Origin of the sequence: Amycolatopsis sp. lyj-346 (genome assembly GCF_046548975.1) — a bacterium.
Taxonomy (GTDB): domain Bacteria; phylum Actinomycetota; class Actinomycetes; order Mycobacteriales; family Pseudonocardiaceae; genus Amycolatopsis.
In genome coordinates this window covers 1,374,466-1,388,634 of record NZ_JAJPWT010000001.1, presented here as the reverse complement: position 1 = coordinate 1,388,634, position 14,169 = coordinate 1,374,466, and the positions used below count along the sequence as shown (strand labels likewise).

Annotated in this window: 13 protein-coding genes and 3 tRNA genes; 6 read left to right on the top strand and 10 right to left on the bottom strand. The window is 70.5% G+C overall.

Annotated elements, in window-relative coordinates:
- Nucleotides 1-123 precede the first annotated feature (123 nt).
- From ACLJQE_RS06830 to ACLJQE_RS06810, 5 genes are all read right to left on the bottom strand, one after another.
- Nucleotides 124-197 (bottom strand) — tRNA-Phe (locus ACLJQE_RS06830).
- 31 nt (nt 198-228) lie between these two features.
- Nucleotides 229-302: transfer RNA gene (locus ACLJQE_RS06825), tRNA-Asp, on the bottom strand.
- 38 nt (nt 303-340) lie between these two features.
- Nucleotides 341-413, bottom strand: a tRNA-Glu gene (locus ACLJQE_RS06820).
- A 117-nt stretch (nt 414-530) separates the two neighbouring features.
- The gene (locus ACLJQE_RS06815) at nt 531-1,307 is read right to left on the bottom strand and encodes an SCO6745 family protein (RefSeq protein ID WP_410638108.1); all 777 of its coding nucleotides are present in this window, start codon (nt 1,305-1,307) and stop codon (nt 531-533) included.
- Nucleotides 1,308-1,465: 158 nt separating this feature from the next.
- Nucleotides 1,466-1,720: a hypothetical protein gene (locus ACLJQE_RS06810; protein WP_387050698.1), complete on the bottom strand. Its 255-nt coding sequence runs from the start codon at nt 1,718-1,720 to the stop codon at nt 1,466-1,468.
- 855 nt (nt 1,721-2,575) lie between these two features.
- Between ACLJQE_RS06810 and ACLJQE_RS06805 the strand changes: the two genes are divergently transcribed.
- The gene (locus tag ACLJQE_RS06805) at nt 2,576-3,019 is read left to right on the top strand and encodes a hypothetical protein (RefSeq protein WP_410638107.1); all 444 of its coding nucleotides are present in this window, start codon (nt 2,576-2,578) and stop codon (nt 3,017-3,019) included.
- Between the two features lie 123 nt (nt 3,020-3,142).
- Here the strand turns inward: ACLJQE_RS06805 and ACLJQE_RS06800 are convergent, their stop codons facing one another.
- Complete coding sequence (locus tag ACLJQE_RS06800) at nt 3,143-3,346, bottom strand: cold-shock protein (RefSeq protein WP_003097368.1); 204 nt, start codon at nt 3,344-3,346, stop codon at nt 3,143-3,145.
- A 466-nt stretch (nt 3,347-3,812) separates the two neighbouring features.
- On the opposite strand from ACLJQE_RS06800, the gene ACLJQE_RS06795 reads away from it, so the two are divergent.
- The 4 genes from ACLJQE_RS06795 to ACLJQE_RS06780 all read left to right on the top strand — a co-directional run bounded on the left by ACLJQE_RS06795 (nt 3,813) and on the right by ACLJQE_RS06780 (nt 6,534).
- Entirely contained in the window at nt 3,813-5,012 is a 1,200-nt protein-coding gene (locus tag ACLJQE_RS06795) for a L,D-transpeptidase (RefSeq protein ID WP_410638106.1), read from the top strand.
- A 169-nt stretch (nt 5,013-5,181) separates the two neighbouring features.
- Nucleotides 5,182-5,490 (top strand): hypothetical protein, encoded by a 309-nt coding sequence (locus ACLJQE_RS06790; RefSeq protein WP_410638105.1) that lies wholly within the window; start codon nt 5,182-5,184, stop codon nt 5,488-5,490.
- A 4-nt stretch (nt 5,491-5,494) separates the two neighbouring features.
- On the top strand, nt 5,495-6,049 hold the full coding sequence (locus tag ACLJQE_RS06785) for a SigE family RNA polymerase sigma factor (protein WP_410638104.1): 555 nt from the start codon (nt 5,495-5,497) through the stop codon (nt 6,047-6,049).
- Between the two features lie 5 nt (nt 6,050-6,054).
- Nucleotides 6,055-6,534 carry a hypothetical protein gene (locus tag ACLJQE_RS06780; RefSeq protein ID WP_410638103.1) on the top strand — a complete coding sequence of 160 codons (480 nt, stop codon included), beginning with the start codon at nt 6,055-6,057 and terminating at the stop codon, nt 6,532-6,534.
- A 171-nt stretch (nt 6,535-6,705) separates the two neighbouring features.
- On the opposite strand, the gene ACLJQE_RS06775 is transcribed toward ACLJQE_RS06780, so the two are convergent.
- Nucleotides 6,706-8,040 (bottom strand): MFS transporter, encoded by a 1,335-nt coding sequence (locus ACLJQE_RS06775; protein ID WP_410638343.1) that lies wholly within the window; start codon nt 8,038-8,040, stop codon nt 6,706-6,708.
- A gap of 238 nt (nt 8,041-8,278) precedes the next feature.
- On the opposite strand from ACLJQE_RS06775, the gene ACLJQE_RS06770 reads away from it, so the two are divergent.
- Nucleotides 8,279-8,872: a PaaI family thioesterase gene (locus ACLJQE_RS06770; protein ID WP_208630112.1), complete on the top strand. Its 594-nt coding sequence runs from the start codon at nt 8,279-8,281 to the stop codon at nt 8,870-8,872.
- A gap of 28 nt (nt 8,873-8,900) precedes the next feature.
- Here ACLJQE_RS06770 and ACLJQE_RS06765 read toward each other — a convergent pair whose 3' ends face one another.
- The 3 genes from ACLJQE_RS06765 to ACLJQE_RS06755 all read right to left on the bottom strand — a co-directional run bounded on the left by ACLJQE_RS06765 (nt 8,901) and on the right by ACLJQE_RS06755 (nt 14,027).
- Nucleotides 8,901-11,558 carry a tetratricopeptide repeat protein gene (locus ACLJQE_RS06765; RefSeq protein ID WP_410638102.1) on the bottom strand — a complete coding sequence of 886 codons (2,658 nt, stop codon included), beginning with the start codon at nt 11,556-11,558 and terminating at the stop codon, nt 8,901-8,903.
- A 91-nt stretch (nt 11,559-11,649) separates the two neighbouring features.
- Complete coding sequence (locus ACLJQE_RS06760) at nt 11,650-12,588, bottom strand: glutamate ABC transporter substrate-binding protein (protein ID WP_410638341.1); 939 nt, start codon at nt 12,586-12,588, stop codon at nt 11,650-11,652.
- A 29-nt stretch (nt 12,589-12,617) separates the two neighbouring features.
- Nucleotides 12,618-14,027, bottom strand: coding sequence for a hypothetical protein (locus tag ACLJQE_RS06755; RefSeq protein WP_410638101.1), 1,410 nt, complete (start codon nt 14,025-14,027; stop codon nt 12,618-12,620).
- Nucleotides 14,028-14,169 lie beyond the last annotated feature (142 nt).

Sequence of the window (14,169 nt, the reverse complement as noted above, 5' to 3'; positions counted from 1 at the left end):
GGAGGTCAACTTCCGTGGACGATCTTTCCCACCTCGACCTGGCCGCCGCCCGGGTTGGGTGCCGGGGCGACCCCGGAAACGAGGAAACCGCCCTGACCTGAGTCAAGGCGGTTTCTACCAGCGTGGCCAGGGCCGGGGTCGAACCGGCGACCTTCCGCTTTTCAGGCGGACGCTCGTACCAACTGAGCTACCTGGCCGGGAACGCCGGCAAGGAGCCGAACGATCTTGCGACCCTGACGGGACTCGAACCCGCGACCTTCGCCGTGACAGGGCGACGCGCTAACCAACTGCGCCACAGGGCCTTGCGTTACTACAGTCTTGCTTTTACTACAGTACTGCGTACTCCCAACGGGATTCGAACCCGCGTTGCCGCCTTGAAAGGGCGGAGTCCTAGGCCGCTGAACGATGGGAGCCCGGTCGGTTTCGGGTGACCGACCGACCGCGCTCTCAGGTTCCCCTGGGAGCGATTACAAGCATAGGGCACGCCGCCACCGCTTTGCACAGGGGGTTCCTTAAGCCTCCAGCGAGCCTCAGACCTGCACAAACTCGCCGAGGTCCGCCAGCCGGCGAGCAAGCTCGGCCTGCTCCGGCTCCGACAGCGCCGACGCCAGGAGTTCCCCGATCCGCTCGTCGGTCAGAGCCTCGGCTCGCTGCCACCGGTCGCGCAGGTCCGGCTTGCGCTCCGCCGACGCGACCAGCTCGTCGGCCGCATCCTCGGGCCACGCCGTGCGCAGCAGGCGCGCGCGGCCGCCCTCCGGGTCCGCGATCACCGCCTCCGGCACCGACAGGCCCAGTGCCCGCAGGGCCGCGAAGTGCAGCCCGCCGCGCAGCTCACGGAAGACCATCAGCGCGAAGCCGAGGCGCTCGACGTCGCCGTCGGGACGGTCGGCGTTCTTCCAGCCCGCGAAGAGCGCCAACCCGCTGGCGTCCGCGACGTCGACGACACGGAACAGCAACTCCGCCAGGCGGCCAGGCTCCGGTACGGCCGAAAGATTGACGCGCGACCACCGAGCCGATGACTCCGCGTAGGCGCGGACCGCGGCCGGCGCATCGAGAGCCGCCGTCGCCGTCGGCAGGACGAACTCGAACAGCCAGTGCGGGAAGATGCCGAACAGCTCCGCGGCCACCTTCGGCGGGACGTCGCCGAGCACCGCCGAGCGTCCCCGCACGTACAGCGAACGCGGCGGCAGCCCGGCCTCCGCCTCCACCGCGGCCAGCTCCGGTGAGGTCATGAACTTCCCGCCCAGCACCTGCACCACCGGCCGGATCCGGTGGGCCAGCCCCGTCGCGCCTTCGATCGTCGTCACGATGCCCCCTTTCGGCACCGCCACCGTAACACTGTTACCAAACGTGCGTCAAACGCCGGCGGCAACCCGCCAACCACTACCCGGAAAGCACCACAACCTGCGGAAATATCACCGGACAGGTCCAGCGGAACCCACTGGACCCCCGGCCACAACACCACTCAGCGCTGAACCGGCGCCTGCCCATCCTCATCCAGGTTCAGACCCAGCATCTCCAGCAACTGACCACAGTCCTCAACCCCCAGCGCACCATGCGCCACCGCCAGCCGAGCCCGCCGGACCTGATCATCCGACACCCGCTGCGCATCCGCCGCCCCACTCCGCTGCGCCGGCAACGCCCCGGCAAACGGTGCACTACCCCCATCGGCACCTTCGTACCGAAGGAGGAACTGCCGCACTTCAACAGACCCGCTCATAGCCCCTCCACACGGCTCACAACAACTTGGCCGCGAGGCTAACCAGCACCGGCCACCACACACAGCCCCCCGGAGAGTGAACCTGAGGCCACGCTCCGCTCAACGCAGCGCAATCGGCAACATCGAAGAAGAACCCCACCCGAAGGAGCGTCACCCCCGGCACCAAAGTGACACCACCCGGGGAAATTTCCCGCTCTCCACTCGCCCAACCACCCAACTCGTGCAACAATCGAAGAGCTGACACACCCCCGGTCAGCGCCTGTGGAGATCCCCTCCGACCCCCGCGTTCCTCCCCCTGGCGCGGGGGTCCTCCATTTGTGTGCTCCTGCTTCGGGCTTCGCCCTTCGCACGGGCACCCGCATTCCGTCGTATCGCCCGGGGGGCCGAGCCCCCCGGACCCCCCACGGTGCCTCGGGCTCAGCTTCCAGCGTTGCCGGGTTTTCGCTTCGGGCGCTGTGCGCCCTTGCGAGCGGTGCCTGTCTGGCAGTCAGCATGCCGATGACAGGGAACTCCGCTCGCTGCGCGGCGCTCCGCCACGCAAGTCGCTTGCCTCCGAAGCCGCCTCTGCCCCCTTCAGCTGCCTCTGCCCTCGCGCTCCCTCAGTGATGCCCCTGGGCTTGCCCTCTGCCTTTCTGCCCCTCTGCCCCCTGCCCCTTTGGCCCTTGGCGGCGGGTTTGTGTGAAGTGGGGAGATTTTCTGTGGGGGGTGATCGACTCGGTGGGTTAGTGGGGGGTTGCTTTGGGTTGTGGGGGGTTGGGCTGAATGGGTGGGGGTTGGGCTGAATGGGGAATGTTGGGGGCGTGTCGTGGCTCACAGTGGTTTGTGTGGCGAGATGCAAACGTTATCGTGGCGTTCGTGCCCCTTCCCTCCCTTGGCCGCTTGAGCAGCCGCACGAACCTGAAAGCCGCCGCGTCTTCCGGGCGTCATCGTGGTGCCGCGAAGCCTGCGGACGACGGTGTCGTCGAGGACACTGAGCTCACGTCCTACCTGGCCGCGCTGGCTCCGGAGAACGATCTCGAGAGCACCGGGTCCGGTAAGCGGTTCGGTGAGGCCCAGGTCATTCAGCTGCGGATGAGCTTGGTGGCCAACCAGCAGCTCAAGGACATCGCCGCCGAGCGGCAGATCTCGCCGCAGGCGCTCGCCCAGGAGTGGATCCTGGAGCGGCTCAACTGGGAGGGGCAGGCCTCCTCCGTGCAGGACCAGCGGCAGCAGACCGGGGCCGCCGAAGTCAGCGACCTCACCGACGAGTTCCACTTCCCCGCCGACGCCTTCGACGCGCCGGCCGTCGCGCGGCACTGAGCACGCCCGACACAGCACGCCCGACACAGACCTCATGAGGAAGGGCCCCCGGCAGATTGCCGGGGGCCCTTCACTCAGGCCTTAAGACGCGCAAAGGGCCTGTGAGGCTTGTTCAGCCCCGTCTCAGATCGCGCGGACCTTCTGGGCCTGCGGCCCCTTCTGGCCCTGGCCGACCTCGAACTCCACTCGCTGGTTCTCTTCGAGAGTGCGGAAACCGCGGCCCTCGATCTCCGAGTAGTGAACGAACACGTCGCCTTCGCCGCCGTCCTGCGCGATGAAGCCGAAGCCCTTCTCCGCGTTGAACCACTTCACAGTGCCTTGCGCCACCGCTGTACTCCTCGTTACACAGATCCGCTTCGAATGCCACCGAAGCGGCACCCCGACCGTCCCGGGCGGTTCCAACGAGACGAGTCAAGAGCGGGTCGGCTCCATGGCTCGCGTCAGAAGTTCCGCGAGTGTGAAGCCACGAACACGCAAAACGACGGCCTGAGAGCAGACTACCGGGATCTGGCCAAAGTTGAACCCCGTGATCGAGGCGAAAACCGGCTCTGCGCACCAAGGTCACCGGAACGTCGTAGGGCTCCCACCCGGTTCCGTCGCACCCACTGGCCGGCCTGGCGCAGTGCAGCGGCCCCGTGATCACCGGATACGGCTCGGAGTCGGCTGTGCCCCCTCCGTGCACGCTTTCCCCCACTGTTGTGACACTCGTCACGTCAAGGTTACTCAACGTACCCGGCCTACGAGGCGTCTCGAAGGGGAGAGCACCAAAGGGGCAAAGGGGATAGGTGTGACGGTGAGGATTTCCACGCGGCGTCGGGGCGCTGCCGTGGCGCTGGGCTTGGTCGCTGCGCTCACGCTCGGGGCGTGCAGCAGCGAACCGACGGTCTCGGCAAGCGGTTCTTCGGGCGGGGGCCCGACCGGCTCGCCCGCACCCAGCGCGCAGCCCGCGAAGCTGACGGTGACACCGGCGGGTGGCGCCCAGGACGTCGCGCCCGGCGAACCGGTCGGCGTCCAGGTCGCCGACGGCACGATCATGTCCGTCACGCTGACCAACCCGGACGGCAAGCAGGTCCAGGGGCAGACGTCGCCGGACAAGAAGAGCTGGACCACCACCGAGCAGCTCGGCTACGGCAAGACCTACACCTGGTCCGGCCAGGCGCAGGGCACCGACGGCAAGAACGTGCCCATCGGCGGCGCGTTCACCACGGTCAAGCCGAAGCGCCAGCTGGCGGCCAGCCTGAACGTCGGTGACGGCCAGACGTACGGCATCGCGATGCCGATCGCACTGACCTTCCCGAGCCGGGTCACCGACAAGGCATCCGTCGAGAAGGCGCTGTCGGTCGAGACCACGCCGAAGACCGAGGGCTCGTGGGCCTGGCTGAACGGCGACACCTCGGTGCACTGGCGGCCGAAGGAGTACTTCAAGCCCAACACGCAGGTGAAGGTCAACGCCAAGATCTACGGCGTCAAGATCGGCGACGGCGTGTACGGCAAGCAGGACGTGTCGGCCAGCTTCAGCATCGGGCGCTCGCAGATCGTCAAGGGCAACACCACGCAGCACACGATGCAGGTGATCCGCGACGGCAAGCAGATCGCGGACTACCCGGTGAGCTACGGCCTCGACTCCGACCCGGGCCGCGTCACCAACAGCGGCGTGCACGTCGTCATGTCCAAGCACGCGACGTACTCGATGAGCAACCCCCAGTACAACTACACGGACGTCAACGTGCCGTGGGCGGTCCGGATCTCCAACAACGGCGAGTTCATCCACGGCCTCGCGGCGTCGATCTGGGCGCAGGGCAAGAAGAACGTCTCCCACGGCTGCCTGAACCTCTCCCCGGCGCGGGCCAAGGAGTACTACGACGGCGTGCTCGTCGGCGACCCCGTCGAGATCACCGGCAGCACGCAGACGCTGGACGCCAGGGACGGCGACTACAGCGACTGGACCTACGACTGGGCGAGCTGGCAGAAGCTGTCGGCGCTCGCCCGCTGAACCACCGGCGAACACCGGGCGGCCGGGAAGTCCACCGCGGGCTTCCCGGCCGTTCGCGTTTCCGCCGAAAACCCGCGAAATCCGATGCAACCCCGGTGATCGCCCGCCGCATGACTACGGGCAGAGGCGCGGCGATCCCCAGCCGCGCCCGCGAGAATGAGGAGCTGTCTTGCGTATCCGCATCGCCCTGACCCTCGGCGCGCTCGTGCTCGCCGGTGGCGCCCTGACCGGTGGCATCGCGCTGGCTTCGGAGGCGCAGCCGCCGGCCCCGACCCAGACCCAGGAGACCCGGCCGGGCGCGCCGACCGTGGCCCCCGCCCCGGACAGGACGACCCGTCCGACCGTCCCGGCCGCCCAGCCCGCGCCGCGCGACTCCAGCCGGCCCGCCCGGACGGGCCCGGCTCCGCGCGTCCCCCGGGCCGTCCCGGCCGGGCCGACCGGTGACCTGAACCTGCCGGCCGTGTGGGAGACCCGGTAACCAGGTGATTTCCCGCTCCCGTCCGTCGACCGGGCCGGGCTCGCCGTGGGACGGCGAGTTCGCCCGGTACTTCGGCGAGCGCGCGCACAGCCTGCGGTCGACCGCCTTCCTGCTCTGCGGGGACTGGCACCAGGCCGAAGACCTCACGCAGGCCGCGCTGCTCAAGCTCTACCTCGCCTGGCCGAGGCTGTCGCGGCACGACGCGCTGGACGCCTACGCGCGCAAGGTCGTCCTGCGCACGTTCCTCGCCGAGCACCGGCGCAGCAGGTGGAAACGGGAGCGGCTCACCGATGCCCCGCCGGAGCTTCCGGCGGGGCCGGCCGCGAGCGACCGGGACGAACTGGTCCGGCAGGCCTTGGCCGTGCTGGCCCCCAAGCAGCGCGCCGTGCTGGTGCTGCGGTACTTCGAGGACCTGAGCGTCGAAGAGACGGCGAAGGCGCTCGGCTGCAGCACCGGCACGGTGAAGAGCCAGGCTTCCCGCGGCCTGGCCACGCTGCGCAACCGGCTCGGCCCGCACTACGGTGCGCTGACCTTCAGCGCACCTTCGGAGGGGAGGTGACGAACATGGACCCCGAAGACGACGTCCGCGCGATCCTGACCGGTGCGGCCGGCGGCCCGCAGCCGCCGATGCGCCTCGACGCGACCGACGTGATCGAGCGCGGCGGCCGGGTCCGGCGACGACGCAAGCGCCTCGCCGTCGCGGGCACCTCGACCGCGACGGCGGTCGTCCTGGCGGTGGCCGGTTTCCTGGCCGGTCACCGCGCCGGGCCACCGGTTCCGGTGCAGCCCGCCGGCCCCGGGCTGTCCACGATCGCCACCACCCCTTCCCTCCCGCCGCCCTCGGATCTCCCGGTCCCGGCGACGTCGATCGCGCCGCCGTCGGCGGCACCCGACCGCAGCACACTGCGGCCGGGACGGACGGTGGTCCCGCAGGCGCCGTCGGCGAACCGGCCGACGAGCCGTCCGACGCAGACGACCACCCAGCCCTCCTCGGTTCCGGCCGATACCCGGCCGAACGCGCCGACGGCGACCACGACGCGCTAGCCGGTTCTTCACGTGCGGCAGATCACCACGCCTTCGTGGGTTTCCGCGAAATACCGGGGCGGTTCGTGGCGCCGCCGTCGCTTCACTCCTCGCCGCGACGCGAACCGACCCACGGCGCACGTGTGCCCCGCCCGGTGATCCGGACGGGGCACACGTCTTTCCGGCGGCCGCTCAGCGCTGAGCGGCCGCGGAGGCCAGCTTGCCGCCGCTGTCCTCGGAGTCGATCTGGTCCATCGGCACCTGCGACGTCTCCGGGATCTTGATGATCGGGATGATCGCGATCAGCGCCGCCGCCATCAGGTAGTACGCCGGCCAGTCCTCGTTGCCGGTGCTCTTGATCAGCGCGGTCACGATGACCCCGGCGGTACCGCCGAACAGCGACGTCGAGATGTTGTAGCCGATCGCGAACGAGCCGTAGCGCACCCGGGTGGGGAACATCGCGGGGAACGTCGAGCCGATCACCGCGAGGATCAGGACGAGCAGGAGCGCCACGATCAGGAACCCGACGAACAGCCACAGGATGCTGCCGGACTGCATGAGCTTGAGGCTGGGCCAGCTCAGCACCAGGAACCCGATGGCCGCCGTGAGCAGCAGCGGTTTCCGGCCGATCCGGTCGGACAGTGCGCCGAGCGGGATGATGATCGCCATCTGGATGACCTCGACCGCGATGATGATCAACGTCGCCGTGTTGTCGTTGATCTTCAACGTGTCGGTGAAGTACGTCGGCATCGTGGTCAGCAGCAGGTAGTCCGCGACGTTCAGCAGCAGCACGATGCCGATCAGGTTGAGGATCATCCGCCAGTTGCGGACGAAGATCTCCTTCAGCGGCGCCTTCTTCGGCGCCTCGCCCGCGGCCTCCATCCGGCGGAACTCGGGGGTGTCCTCGAGCTTGTTCCGCAGGTAGAGCCCGATCAGGCCGAGCGGGAGCGCGACGAAGAACGGGATCCGCCAGCCCCAGGCGTCGACCTGTTCGGACGACAAGGACAACGTGACCGACAGCACCACGAGGTTGCCGAGCACGTAGCCGGCCAGCGTGCCGAGCTCGAGGAAGCTGCCGAAGAAGCCTCGGCGCTTCGTCGGGGAGTACTCGGCGATGAACGTCGCCGCTCCGCCGTACTCGCCGCCGGTGGAGAAGCCCTGGATGATCCGCAGCAGCAGGATCGCGATCGGCGCCGCGATGCCCATGCTGTAGGAGCCGGCATACGTCGGGAGGATGCCGACCAGGAACGTGCAGCCGGACATCAGCAGGATCGTGATGGCCAGGACCCGCTTGCGGCCGAGCTTGTCGCCGAGCGGGCCGAAGAACGCCCCGCCGAACGGCCGCACGATGAACCCGACCGCGAGCAGCGCCAGCGACTTCAGCACGGCGTTCCCCTCGCCGGGGAAGAACTGCGTACCGATGCTCACCGCGATCGCACCCGAGGTGAAGACGCCGTAGTCGTACCACTCGGTGGCGTTGCCCATGGCCGACGCCCACACGGCGCGCTTGACGGTTCTCTCGTCCACTGACGGTTTGCCCGTCGTTGCTGCTGGTTCGCTCATGCCGGCGACGACTCCTCCCGTGCAGTGCCCATTGGGCCGTTCGAGCTCATCGGCCCAGTCTTGACCGGCTTCCCGGCGCCGGCAGCATGAGCCGAGAATTGTCTACGGTGGGGAACTTTCCGGCTACTGAGAGAGTTGGGCGGCTCGCCGGCGTCCTCGGGGCGCGCGCGGCGGCCGGCTACCCGCCGGTTAACGTCAGCGCATGAGTCGTGTTTCTCAACCCTGGCCGCCGGTGGCGGTGGAGCCCGCCGTCCCGCACCCCAAGGCCCCGGAGCCGGGCACCGAGCTCGGCGTGCACTTCGCCGAGTGCTTCGGGTGCGGCGACGAGGCCGACGCCGGGCTGCACCTGCGCTCGACCGTCGGGGAGGGCCAGGTCGTGCACTCGCGGTTCACCGTCACCGCGGCCCACCAGGGCGCGCCGGGCCTCGCCCACGGCGGCCTGCTGGCCTGCGCGTTCGACGAGGCACTCGGCTCGACGGTCGGCAACCTGATGCGCCGCCCGGCGGTGACCGGCAAGCTCGAAACGGACTTCCGCCGTCCGGTCCCGGTCGGCTCGACGCTGTTCATCGAGGCCCGGCTCGACGGCATCGCCGGCCGCAAGATCTACGTCAGCGCGGACGGCCGCCTCGACGCCGAGGACGGCCCGATCGCGGTCAGCGCCCGGGCGCTGTTCGTCGTCGTCGGCTTCGAGCACTTCAACACCCACGGCGACCCGCAGGCGCTGGAGAAGCTGGCCGCGCAGCACGAGAAGAACCAGCGTGAGCGCGCCGAACGCGACTGGGAGATCAACCCCTGAGGCTGAGCTTTCACGTGAAAGCTCAGCCTCAGGTGAGTGTCCGCGGGCGGATCGCGTTGGCCCGGTCCACCAGCTCGATGCGCTCCTTGACCGTGCCCGCCAGCCGCGCCAGGGCCCGGTAGCAGCGCTCGAGGCCGAACCGCAGCTCGCGTTCCTCGAGCCGGCACCCCAGCACGCGCGCGCCCGGCGTCGGCTCACCCTGCTTGAGCCATTCGTGCGCGGCTTCGAGCACACCGGCACTGAGGCGCGTCTGGCGTTCGACGTCCAGCCTGAGCCGCTCGAGCCGGGCCGACGCGTCGAGGAGGTCGTGCTCGGTGACCGGGGTCTCGCGGCCGTTGGCCTTGGTCGCCGTCGTCTTGATCTTGATCGCCGCGACCTGCGCGTCGACGTAGTGGGTCGAGGACGGCGGCACGGTCTCGAGCACCTCGACCGCGCTCGACCGCGCGCCCTGCGCCAGGTACACGCGGGCGAGGCCGAAGGCGGCGCTGACGTAGGTGCGGTCGGTCCGCCAGACCAGTTCGTAGAACCGCGCGGCGGCGAAGTAGTCGCCGACGCCTTCGGCACTGACCCCCAGAGCGAGCTTCGGGGCGATTTCGCCCGGGAGGTCGTCGTACACCGCCTCGAAGGCGACGTGCGCAACCCGCGAGCGGCCGCCCGCGAGTTCGATCAGGCCGCGGTACCAGTCGATCCGCCAGTCGTGCGGGAAGCCGTTCTTGATGGCCAGGTACTGCGCGGCCTGCAGCTGCCGCTGCGCTTCGGCGAACTCGCCCAGCTCGATCCGGGCGCGCACAATCCGCAGCCGGACCTCGATCGACTCCCGTGGCGCGCCGGCCAGCGCCTCGATGGCGGCCCGCGGGTCGAGCGCGGTCGTGGTGGCGAGCACGCCCGCCGCCGGGTCGTCCGTGTCCACCTGCGGGATCGGCAGGCCGGCGACGACCTCGGCCGCGCCGGGCAGCGGCACGCTGGCGCCGGCCTCCGGCACCACCAGCTGCGCGCCGAACGTGCGGCTCTCCGGGCCGAACACCGTGGAGGCGCCGGGCCGCGGCTTTCCGGTGCCGAGCGCCATGATCTCGCGCAGCACCCCGGTGAGCTGGTCGGCCATTTCCTCGGCGGAGAGGAACCGGCGGTCCGGGTCCGAATGCGTCGCGCGCCGCAGGAACCGGTAGTACGAACCGAACAGCGCGAACAGCGGGACGGCGTCCGGGCCGGGCAGGGTCGTCTTGAACTTGGCCGTGTAGCCGGTGAACTCGAAGCTCAGCACGGCGAGCGTGCGCCCGACGGTGAACAGGTCCGAAGCCACCGACGCGCCCTGCGTCGGCAGTTCCGGCGCGCTGTAGCCGGTGGTGAAGAACAGCGGGCTCTCGTAGTCGTCGGTCCGGCGGACCGCACCGAGGTCGATCAGCTTCAGCTGCTCGTTGGTCTGGATGACGTTGTCCGGCTTGAGGTCGCAGTAGAGCAGGCCCTGGCTGTGCAGGTAGCCGAGCGCGGGCAGGATCTCCAGGCCGTAGGCGATCACCTGGCCGATCGGCAGCGGCTCCGGACGGCGGCTTTCCCGGTGGTGCGCCAGCGCGAGCTGACGCAGCGACTGGCCGCCGACGTACTCCATGACGATGTAGCCGACGGTCGTCTCGCTGTGGGCGTCGGGGTGCTGCACGAAGTTGTGGATCTTGACGATGTTCGGGTGCTCGACCTCGGCCAGGAACCGCTGCTCGTTGGCCGCGGCCGCCAGCGCCGTCGGGTCACCGCTGTCGATCAGTCCTTTGAGGACGACCCAGCGGTCGCTGACGTTGTGGTCCTGCGCCAGGTAGATCCAGCCGAGGCCGCCGTAGGCGATCGCGCCGAGGACCTCGTACTGGCCGCCGACGAGCTCGTGCGGCTGCAGCTTCGGCAGGAACGAGAACGGCGCGCCGCAGTTCTCGCACTTCCCTTCCGGCGAACCGGGTTGCCCGTCCTTGCCGCGGCCGACCTTCGCGTTGCAGCTGCCGCAGAACCGCTTTTCCTCCGACACCACCGGGTTTGTCAGCACCGCGGACGCGGGATCGCGCGCGGGCACCGGCGGCACGTCGACCAGTCCGGCGCCGAGGCGGCCACGCCGTGACCGGGACGTCCGCGACGACGTCCGCCGCGAAGTGCCGGGGAACGCGCCGGAGCCCGAGCCGCTGCCGGTCCCTGTTCCGGTGCCGGTGCCGGTGCCGGTTCCCGTCCCGGTGCCCGTGTGCCGGCCTTCGCTGGTGCGCTCGGGCAGGACGCTTTCGGTGCCCGGGTCCGGCAGCGGGGCGCCGGGACCGGTGTCCGGCCGCGGCGTCGGCGGCATGATGCTCTGCGTCTCCGGCGCCGGCGCGGCGAGGACGCTCGTCGGCTGCGGCGCGTCGGGGTCCGGGCGCAGGGCCTGCGTCGGCGGCGCGACGGGAGCGATGCTGCCCGGCGGGCGGGTCGGGTCTTCGGCACCCGGGATCGGCGGGCGGGCGGCGGACGGCTGCCCGCGCGGCGGCGTCGGCGGACGCTGCACCGGGGCGTGGAACACGGTTTCCTGGCCACCGGACGGGTCGCCCTCGTCGAGGCGGCCCGAGATCGACGGCTCCGGCGTCTCCCACCGCACCGGTGGCGGCGGCTGCCAGCTCGGCGCGGCCTCCTGCTGCGGCTCGTCCGGCGCGGCGTGCCGAGGACGGCGCGGCTCCTCCGACACTGCTACCTCCCGGATCCCCTGCGACCTGCGGAGATCGCTCCTGGTCGCGCTGTATTACCTGGTACTGCTGTATTACCTGGTCCTGCAGCGTTCACTGGTACTGCGGCGACGGCGGCGAAGCCGGTCCGAGGCGTGGTTCCACCCAGCGGCGGTAGCTGTCCTGCCACACGCCGTTGCCGCGGATCTGCTCGAGCACCGCGTTGACGTAGCGGACCATGTCCTCGTGGTCCTTCGGCACGCCGATGCCGTAGTTCTCCTGCGTCAGCGGCTCGCCGCGGACTTCGAGCGTCGAGTCCTGCGCGGCCATCCCGGCGAGGATGGTGTCGTCGGTCGACACCGCGTCGACCTGGCCCTGCTGGATCATCACCAGGCAGTCGGACCAGTTGTCCACCGAAACCGGCACCGGTTTGGCCGCGTCCGTCGCGATCTTCGCCAGCGACGTCGACTTCTTGGTGGCGCACACCCGCTTGCCGCTCAGGTCCGCCAGCTTCTGCGCCTTCGACTCCTTCGGGACCAGGATCTTCTGGCCCGCCACGTAGTACACGGAGGAGAACTCGACGTCCTTCTTGCGCGCGCAGGTGATGCTGTAGGTCCGGACCACGATGTCGACCTGGTGCTTCTTCAGGACGTCCTCGCGCTGCGACGACGGGATCGCGCGGAACTGGACGTGGCCGTCGGCCGAGCCGAAGATCGCCTTGGCGACCGCATTGACCATGTCGATGTCGAAGCCCTCGAGGTTGCCCGAGGTGGGGTTGCGGAACCCGAACAGGTAGGTGGTCTGGTCGACCCCGGCGATCAGCTTGCCGCGCTTCCTGATGTCGGACATCGTCGAGTTGTCGGGGACGGTCGTGCTGGTGGGTGAGAGGCTGGCCAGCGGGTTGCAGCTGGTGTCCGCGCCGCCGCCGGCCGTCGCGTCCGGGCCGCCGACGTGCGCCGGCTGCGGCCACGCCGCGTTGCTGACCGGCGCCGGGTCGACCGGCTTCCCGGGGCTGCCGCAGGACGCCGCCAGCAGCGCGACGACCGCCAGCACACCCGCCCGGACCGTGTTCCCCCGCCTGCTCACCGGTACTCCCTCAGTCGCTCCCGGATCCCCATGGTGACACCCGCCGCGGCGACGATCGCCAACACGGCCAAGCCGGGTGCGAGGAACGTCAGCGCGCGGTCACCGTTGTAGGTGTCGTCGAGGAAGTCCTGCCTGCCGACGTCGATCGCCGCCTGGAGGCTGTCGTCGAGCCGCCGGAACGCCGGCGCCGAGCCGCCTTTCGCGCTCTCCTGCACGGCGGAGTCGACGGCTTCCTGGTACGCCCCGGCGTCGTCCTGGGCACGCACCTGCCGGTGTGCCTTCAGCCAGTCGCTCGCGGCCGTCGAGGCGTCCGCGACCTTCGTGGCGCCTTCGCCGTCCTTGATCAGGCCGCGGGCTTCGCCGAGGAGACCGCCCTGGCCGTCCTCGCCGACCAGCTGGACCGCCTTGGCGCTGAAGTCCTTCTCGTACGCGCCGCCGTCGCCGCGGGCGACCAGCGTCAGCGTTTCGTCGGCGCGGGCCTGCAGCGCCGCGATCCGCGCGCGGACGAGCACGTCGACGCGGTGCGAACCGTCGTCCTGGCCACTGCCGACCAGGCTGCCCTGGACGACCAGCGCGACCGCACCCCACAGCAGCGACACCACGACGGCGCCCGTCGCGACGACGAGCCCGACGTTGAGCAGCCGGTTGGTGCGCCGGGTCAGGTAGACCTGGGCGACGATCAGCGCGGCCAGCAGCGCCATCACCAGGATCGTGGCGAGCCACGGGAAACCGGTGGCGCTGTCCTGCTCTTCGATGAGCCGCTCGGTGTCGACCCGGTAGAGGTCCTGGGCGGCGGGCAGGATCTTCGCCCGCATCAGCTCGGACGCCTCGCGCAGGTAGGACGCGCCGACCGGGTAGCCGAGGCGGTTGTTCGCCCGCGCCGTCTCGACGAGCCCGGTGTAGACGGGCAGCTGCTGGTTCAGCATGTCGACCGGGGCGGCCGCGGCGGCGACGTCCGCGGCGTCGGAAGCGGCCTTGGCGAGCGCGGCGCCGGCCTCGGCGATGTCGCGCTCGTAGCGCTGGCGGAGCTCGGGCGGCTCGGTGCCGATGGAGAGGAACGCGCTCGCGGCGGTCGCGTCCGCGTCCGAAAGCGAGCGGTAGACCTGCTGTGACGCGGCGGCGAGCGGCTCACGGCGGTCGATGACGCCGCTGATCGTGTCGTCGCGGTCCTGCACCGACAGCGTCGCGACGAGCCCGGCGACGAGCGCCAGCAGCACCAGCCCGACGGCGATCACGGTGAGCCTGCCGGGCGTGGTCGCCGCGGACCGGATGACGGCGCGGACCCCCTGGCCCGGCAGCTCGAGCAGCCCCAGCAGGCCGCTGCGGCCCCCGGTGCGGTCGCGGTTGCCCGGTGGCGACGGCGGGGGTCCCGGCGCGGGCGCCGGGGCCGTCGCTGTGCTGGTCATCCCCGAATTCCTCCCCCTGCCATCCGGGGCCTCGCCCCAGGCCGGGGGCGTGGCCACCCGGAGCCCCCGAAAAAGATCGCTGTGAGCCGTACCCGCAGAAGGTAGCCGAGTCGCCGCGCGCGCAGCCACCGGCACCGCCCGC

Excerpts from the sequence above, each read along its gene's own strand:
- ACLJQE_RS06755 (WP_410638101.1), bottom strand. The coding sequence starts at position 14,027 with ATGACCAGCACAGCGACGGCCCCGGCGCCCGCGCCGGGACCCCCGCCG.
- ACLJQE_RS06780 (WP_410638103.1), top strand. The coding sequence starts at position 6,055 with ATGGACCCCGAAGACGACGTCCGCGCGATCCTGACCGGTGCGGCCGGC.
- ACLJQE_RS06770 (WP_208630112.1), top strand. The coding sequence starts at position 8,279 with ATGAGTCGTGTTTCTCAACCCTGGCCGCCGGTGGCGGTGGAGCCCGCC.
- ACLJQE_RS06810 (WP_387050698.1), bottom strand. The coding sequence starts at position 1,720 with ATGAGCGGGTCTGTTGAAGTGCGGCAGTTCCTCCTTCGGTACGAAGGT.